Origin of the sequence: Ideonella livida (assembly GCF_010499455.1) — a bacterium.
GTDB classification, from domain to species: domain Bacteria; phylum Pseudomonadota; class Gammaproteobacteria; order Burkholderiales; family Burkholderiaceae_C; genus Ideonella; species Ideonella livida.
The window spans coordinates 216,315-223,002 of sequence record NZ_JAAGOH010000006.1; the positions used below are offsets into that span (position 1 = coordinate 216,315).

The 6,688-nt window shown below is 71.7% G+C and carries 5 protein-coding genes; all 5 read left to right on the plus strand.

Annotation, left to right across the window (positions count from 1 at the left end; translation table 11 throughout):
* The first annotated feature begins 25 nt into the window (after positions 1-25).
* Positions 26-937, plus strand: a complete 912-nt coding sequence (locus G3A44_RS07550; protein ID WP_163456895.1) for a LysR family transcriptional regulator — start codon at positions 26-28, stop codon at positions 935-937.
* 126 nt (positions 938-1,063) lie between these two features.
* Entirely contained in the window at positions 1,064-2,344 is a 1,281-nt protein-coding gene (locus tag G3A44_RS07555) for an efflux RND transporter periplasmic adaptor subunit (protein ID WP_163456896.1), read from the plus strand.
* The gene (locus tag G3A44_RS07560) at positions 2,341-5,445 is read left to right on the plus strand and encodes an efflux RND transporter permease subunit (RefSeq protein ID WP_163456897.1); all 3,105 of its coding nucleotides are present in this window, start codon (positions 2,341-2,343) and stop codon (positions 5,443-5,445) included. The genes G3A44_RS07555 and G3A44_RS07560 overlap by 4 nt, the downstream gene beginning before the upstream one ends.
* Positions 5,446-5,502: 57 nt before the next feature.
* Positions 5,503-5,757, plus strand: a complete 255-nt coding sequence (locus G3A44_RS07565; protein WP_163456898.1) for a cysteine-rich CWC family protein — start codon at positions 5,503-5,505, stop codon at positions 5,755-5,757.
* A 16-nt stretch (positions 5,758-5,773) separates the two neighbouring features.
* Positions 5,774-6,343, plus strand: coding sequence for a GNAT family N-acetyltransferase (locus tag G3A44_RS07570; RefSeq protein ID WP_163456899.1), 570 nt, complete (start codon positions 5,774-5,776; stop codon positions 6,341-6,343).
* Positions 6,344-6,688 lie beyond the last annotated feature (345 nt).

Below are 6,688 nucleotides of genomic sequence, written 5' to 3' on the forward strand. Positions count from 1 at the left end.
AAGTTGGAATGAAAGCACCCCCGCGATGGACCGCCTCAAGCAGATCGAGACCTTTGTGGCCGTGGCCTCCAAAGGCAGCCTGACCGCCGCCGCCACGCTGGAGGGCGTGGCCCCGGCGGTCATTGGCCGGCGCATGGACGCGCTGGAAGCCCGCCTGGGCGTCAAGCTGCTGGTGCGCACCACCCGCCGCCTGCAGCTCACCCACGAGGGCGCGGCCTTCCTGGAGGACTGCCAGCGCCTGATCACCGACTTCAACAGCGCCGAGGCCAGCGTCTCCGCCGGGGGCGTCAAGGCCAGCGGGCACCTGCGCATCACCGCCCCCGGCGGCTTTGGGCGGCGGCATGTGGCCCCGCTGGTGCCCGAGTTCCTGGCCCAGCATCCCGAGGTGAGCCTGTCGCTCAACCTCTCGGACCGGGTGGTGGACATCGTCAACGAGAGCTACGACTGCGCGGTGCGGGTGGGCGATTTCCCCGATTCGTCGCTGGTGGCCGTGCGCCTGGCCGACAACCGGCGGCTGTGCGTGGCCACGCCAGCCTACTTGGCGCGTGCCGGCACCCCGCAGCATCCGGCCGAGCTGCCGCGGCACGACTGCCTGGTGCTCTCCTCCGACGCCAGCCAGACCCGGGGCTGGGCCTTTGCGGTGGATGGCGAGGTGCAGCACCTGCGCCTGCCCGGCCGGCTGGACTGCAGCGACGGCCAGGTGCTGCACGCCTGGTGCCTGCAGGGCCTGGGCCTGGCCTGGCGCAGCACCTGGGAGGTGCGGGCCGACCTGGCTGCCGGCCGCCTGGTGAGCGTGCTGGACGACTTTGCCGCGCCGCCCAATGGCATCTACGCCATGTTCCCCAGCGCCCGCCATCTGCCGCTACGGGTGCGGCTGTGGATCGACTTCCTCAAGCACAGCTACGGCGACCCCGGCTACTGGGAACGCGCCGGCTGAACCGGGCGCGCGGCAAGCCCCCGCGTGCAGGCAGGGTGTTCCACCTGCCCCGGGACGGACACCCTTGGTAACGTGGCCCGCCCCCGCCCGCGCGACCTGTCCGCGGGCCACCTTGACGAGCCCCGCATGCCCCCGACCCGCCACCGCCCGCACCCCCACCCCCTGCAGCGCGGACTGCTGCGCCCCCTGCGCCTGGGCCTGCTGCCCCTGCTGGCCGGCCTGGCCAGCCTGGGCGCCTGCCAGAAGACCGAGCCTGCGGCGGGCGCCGCCGCCACCGCGGCGCCCGCCGCCTCCGCCCCGCGCCCGGCACAGACCGTGACCCTGCACACCGTGCGCACCCGCGATGTGGCGGTGGAGTTCACCGCCCTGGGCACCCTGGCAGCGGCCAGTACGGTGGAGGTGCGGCCGCAGATCAGCAGCACCGTGCGGCGCATCGCCGTGCAGGAAGGCCAGGCGGTGCGCGCCGGCGCGCTGCTGTTCCAGCTCGACGACCGGGTGGAGCAAGCCAACCTGGACAAGGCCCGCGCCACCCTACAGCGCGACCGCGTCGCCCTGGCCGACCTGCAACGCCAGCATGAGCGCGCCCAGGAGCTGCGCCGGCAGCACTTCATCGCCCAGGCCGCCGCCGACACCGTGCAGACCCAAGTGGAGGCGCAGCGTGCCCTGGTGGCCCAGGACGAGGCCGCCCTGCAGGCCGCCGAAGTGGCCCTGAGCCTGACCCGCCTGACCGCCCCCCAGGCCGGCCGCGCCGGCCTCATCGCCGTCAACCCCGGCAGCGTGGTGCAGCCCGGTGGCGCCGCCCTGGTGACCCTGGCCCAGCTCGACCCGCTGCAGGTGGTCTTCACCCTGCCCGAGGTGCAGTGGAACCAGCTGCTGACCGAGGCCGGCGGCCCCCAGGGCCTGCAGCGCCTGCCCTTGCAGGTGATGGTGGGGGCCCCGCCACCCGGCGCACGCGGTACTGGGGCGGGGGCCACCCCGCTGCCAGGCCGCCTGCTGGCTGTGGACAACTCGGTGGACAGCAGCACCGGCACCCTGCGTCTGAAGGGCGAGCTGGCCAACCCCGGACAGCGCCTGTGGCCCGGCCAATACGTCACGGTGCGACTGAAGGTGCGCACCCTGGCCGACACCCCCGTGGTGCCGCAGGCCGCGCTCATCCTGCGTGGCCAGGAGCGGCAGGTCTATGTGGTGGACGCCCAGGGGGTGGCCCAGCTGCGCAAGGTGCGCGTGCGCGCCCCGCAGGGCGAGTGGGTGGCCGTCGAAGGCGTGGAGGCCGGCGAGAAGGTGGTGGTGGAAGGCAAGCAGAACCTGCGCCCCGGCACCCCGGTGCGGGAAGCCGCCGGCAAGTCCGGTGGCGGCGCCACGGCCGCCGCCGCGGCCCGCCCCGCCAGCGCAGGAGCCACCCCATGAGCGGGCTGGTCGAACTCTTCATCCGCCGTCCGGTGATGACGGTGCTGCTGAACCTGGCTGTGGTGGCCGCTGGCGTGCTGGCCCTGGGCAAGATCCCGGTGGCCGCCCTGCCCAGCTACAACACGCCCATCATCAATGTGCAGGCCAGCCTGCCCGGTGCCTCGCCCGAGACCATGGCCAGCTCGGTGGCACTGCCGCTGGAGAAGCAGTTCTCCACCATCGCCGGGCTCTCGGTCATCAGCTCCACCAGCCTGCTGGGCAACACCTCCATCACGCTGGAATTCGACCCCACCCGCGACCTGGACGCCGCCGCGGTGGATGTGCAGGCTGCCCTGCTGCGCGCCCAGCGCCAGCTGCCGGCCGAGATGAGCACGCCCCCCAGCTACCGCAAGGTCAACCCGGCCGATGCGCCGGTGCTGCTGGTGGCGCTCACCTCGCCGTCGATGAACCTGGCCGAGCTCAACGACTACGCCGAGAACCTCATCGCCCCCAGCCTGTCCACCCTGCCCGGCGTGGCCCAGGTCAACCTGTTTGGCCAGCGCAAGTACGCCGTGCGCATCCAGGCCCGGCCCGACCAGCTCGCCGTGCGCGGCCTCTCCATGGACGAGGTGCGCACCGCCCTGGCCGCCGCCAACGCCAACACGCCGGTGGGCCTGCTGGAAGGGCCGCGCCAGATCCTCACCGTGCAGGCCAACGGCCAGCTGGCCAGCGCCCGGGAGTGGGGCGCCGTCATCGTGGCCAGCCGCAACGGGGTGCCGGTGCGTCTGCGCGAGGTGGCCGAGGTGCAGGACAGCATCGAGAACGTCAAGACCCATGCCGAACTCAACGGCGAGCCCTCCATCACGCTGGCCGTGCTGCGCCAGCCCAATGCCAACACCGTGGAGGTGGTGGACCGCGTGCGCGCCCTGCTGCCGCGCTTTGCCGAGCAGCTGCCCGCCTCGGTGGAAATGACCCCGGTCAACGACCGCTCGCGCTCCATCCGCGAGGCCCTGCACGACGTCTACCTCACCCTGGCCCTCACCGTGGCCCTGGTGGTCATGGTCATCTTCGTCTTCCTGCGCCGGCTCAGCGCCACGGTCATCCCCACGCTGAGCCTGCCGGTCTCGCTCATCGGTGCCGTGGCCCTGCTGCAGGCCATGGGCTACAGCCTCAACAACATCTCGCTGCTGGGCATCACCCTGGCCGTGGGCCTGGTGGTGGACGACGCCATCGTGATGCTGGAGAACATCGTGCGCCATGTGGAAGACGGCATGGCGCCCTTCGCAGCGGCCCTGCGTGGCGCGCGCGAGATGGCCTTCACCATCGTCTCCATCTCCATCTCGCTGGTGGCGGTGCTCATCCCCATCTTCTTCATGCCCGGCGTGATCGGCCTGCTGCTGCATGAGTTTGCGGTGGTGGTGGGGCTGTCCATCCTGGTGTCGGCCGGCGTCTCCCTCACCCTGGTGCCCATGCTGGCCAGCCGCTACCTGCGCCACCACGATGCCAGCCAGGAGACCGGCTTTGGCCGCCTGTTCGAGCGCGGCTTTGACGCCCTGCAAGCCGGCTACGGCCGCAGCCTGGACTGGGCCCTGGCCCACCGCGCCTGGATCCTGGCCCTGGCCGCGGGCACCCTGGTGGCCACCGTCTGGCTGGTGCAGCACCTGCCCAAGGGCTTCTTTCCTGAGGAGGACATCGGCCAGATCCAGGTGACCACCGAAGCCGCCGAAGACATCTCCTTTACCGCCATGCTGGCAACCCAGGCGCGGGTGGCCGCCCTCTTGCGCGCCGACCCGGCGGTGGAGAACGTCTCCTCCTTCATCGGCGCCGGCGGCAACCAGGCCAGCAACACCCACAACGGGCGCATGTTCGTCACCCTCAAGCCACGTGAGCAGCGCCCGCCCATGAAGGAGGTGGTGGAAGGGCTGCGCAAGAAGCTGCGCGGCGTGGCCGGCGTGCAGGTCTTCATGCGCCCGGTGCAGAACCTGCAGCTGGGTGGCCGCCAGAGCAAGAGCCGCTACCAGTACACCCTGCAGAGCGTGAGCGCCGGCGCCCTGGGCGAATGGGCCGTCAAGCTGCAGGAGCGGATGCGCGCCGACCCGCTGTTCCGCGACGTGACCAGCGACAGCCAGAACCGCGGCCTGCAGGCCAGCCTGCAGATCGACCGCGACAAGGCCGCCGCCCTGGGCGTGAGCATGGCCGACGTGCGCAGCGCCCTCTACACCGCCTTTGGCGAACGACAGGTCTCCACCATCTACGGCCCCTCGGCCAGCTACGCCGTGCTGCTGGAGGCCGTGCCGGAGCAGCGCCAGTTTGAAGACGCCTTCGGCAGCGTGTGGCTGCGCGCCAAGGGGGGCACCCTGGTGCCCCTGACCGCCTTTGCCACCGTGCAGCGCACGCTGGGCCCCACCGCGGTCAACCACCAGGGCCAGTTGCAGGCCATCACCCTGTCCTTCAACCTGGCGCCCGATGTGGCCCTGGGCGACGCCACCCGCCGCATGGGCGAGCTGAGCGCCGAGCTGCAACTGCCGCCCACCCTCATCACCAGCTGGGGCGGTGACGCCGCCGTCTTCCAGGACAGCCAGGGCGGGCAGCTGGTGCTCATCCTGGCGGCGCTGGCCGTCATCTACCTGCTGCTGGGCATGCTCTACGAGAGCTACATCCACCCGCTCACCATCCTGGCCGGACTGCCTTCGGCGGCCGTGGGCGCGCTGCTCACCTTGTGGCTGTTCGGGCACGACCTGACCCTGATCGCCACCATCGGCCTGCTGATGCTGATCGGCATCGTCAAGAAGAACGCCATCATGATGATCGACTTCGCGCTGGATGCGCAGCGCCACCAGGGCCTGCCGCCGGCCGAGGCCATCCGCCAGGCCTGCCTGCTGCGCCTGCGGCCCATCATGATGACCACCCTGGCCGCCCTGATGGGCGCCCTGCCCATCGCCCTGGGCCTGGGCGCCGGCGCCGAACTGCGCCAACCCCTGGGTCTGGCCGTGGTGGGCGGCCTGCTGGTGAGCCAGGTGGTCACGCTCTACATCACCCCGGTCCTTTACCTGGCCCTGGACCGCTGGGCCGGCACCGGCCCCATCACCGCCGAGGTGCCTGACGCCGCCACGCGGGGGTGAGCACCCGCGTGCCGCCCCCACCTTGCCCGTCACCCCCCTCGCCCGTCCCGACGCCGCATGACCTCCACCGCCCCCGGGCTTCCGCCCGACAGCCCCCCCGACACTTCGCCCAACGCCTGCCGCTGCCCCCTGTGCGGCGGCCCCAACGGCTGCACCCCCGCCACCACCGGCCAATGGACGGCCGACTGCTGGTGCACCACGGTGCGCATCGAAGCCGCGGTGCTGGCCCGTGTGCCCGCCGCCCAGGCGGGCAGGGCCTGCGTGTGCCGGGCGTGTGCGGCGGGGCAGGGGGCGCTTGAGTCCAGATACTGAACGGCCACAACCCACCATGCCCCCCTTCCCTCAGATCCGCCTGCAGACGCCCCGCCTGCTGTTGCGCCCCCTGCAGCCCACCGACGCGCCGGCGCTGTGGGCCATCTATGCGGATGCGGAGTTCATGCGGTATTGGAGTTCGCCACCGTGGACGTCCTTGGCGCAGGCGCAGCGCCTGATTGAGGGCGACCTGAAGGAGATGGCCGCCGGTGAGCATGTGCGCCTGGGGCTGTTCCTGCGCACCACACAAGCGCTGGTGGGCACCGGCTCGCTGTTCCACCTCCACCACGCCTGCCGCCGGGCGGAGCTGGGCTATGGCATTGCCCGGCCGCACTGGCGCCGCGGTCTGATGCATGAAGGGGTGGGCGCGCTGATCGACTGGGCCTTCGGCCCGCTGGGGCTGCACCGCCTGGAGGCGGACATCGATCCGCGCAACTTGGCCTCGGCGGCCAGCCTACGCAAGCTCGGTTTTGTGCAGGAGGGCCTGCTGCGGGAGCGCTGGATCGTGGGGTCCGAGGTGTCGGATTCAGCGCTTTACGGGCTGCTGGCGCGCGAGTGGGCAGGCCGCGGCCCCGGCACCGCCTGAGTGGCGTGGGTGCGGCGCGCGGGGCTCGGGTGCGCCACAAAAAAAAGAGGGTGTGCTCCCGCGGGAACACACCCTGACAACCATCGCGGCGCCGCCGTGCCATGCATGGCGCCGCGATCCCTCGCTCGTTCAAACCTGAAAAACCTGGCCTGCCGGACCTGACCCCGGCAGGCCCAGGGGATCAGAAGGTGTAGTTCACGCGCAGGGCGAACTTGGAATTGGTGACCTTGGCGGTGCCGTCGTCGGTGGACTGGGTGCCGAAGGAGGGGGTCATGCTGGCGCCCTTGATGTCGAACAGGCCGAAGGTGTAGCCGCCAAAGGCGCCCTGGTACTTGGTGTCGCCGG

Coding starts and splice junctions, on each gene's coding strand:
- G3A44_RS07550 (WP_163456895.1), top strand. CDS start 26: ATGGACCGCCTCAAGCAGATCGAGACCTTTGTGGCCGTGGCCTCCAAA.
- G3A44_RS07555 (WP_163456896.1), top strand. CDS start 1,064: ATGCCCCCGACCCGCCACCGCCCGCACCCCCACCCCCTGCAGCGCGGA.
- G3A44_RS07560 (WP_163456897.1), top strand. CDS start 2,341: ATGAGCGGGCTGGTCGAACTCTTCATCCGCCGTCCGGTGATGACGGTG.
- G3A44_RS07565 (WP_163456898.1), top strand. CDS start 5,503: ATGACCTCCACCGCCCCCGGGCTTCCGCCCGACAGCCCCCCCGACACT.
- G3A44_RS07570 (WP_163456899.1), top strand. CDS start 5,774: ATGCCCCCCTTCCCTCAGATCCGCCTGCAGACGCCCCGCCTGCTGTTG.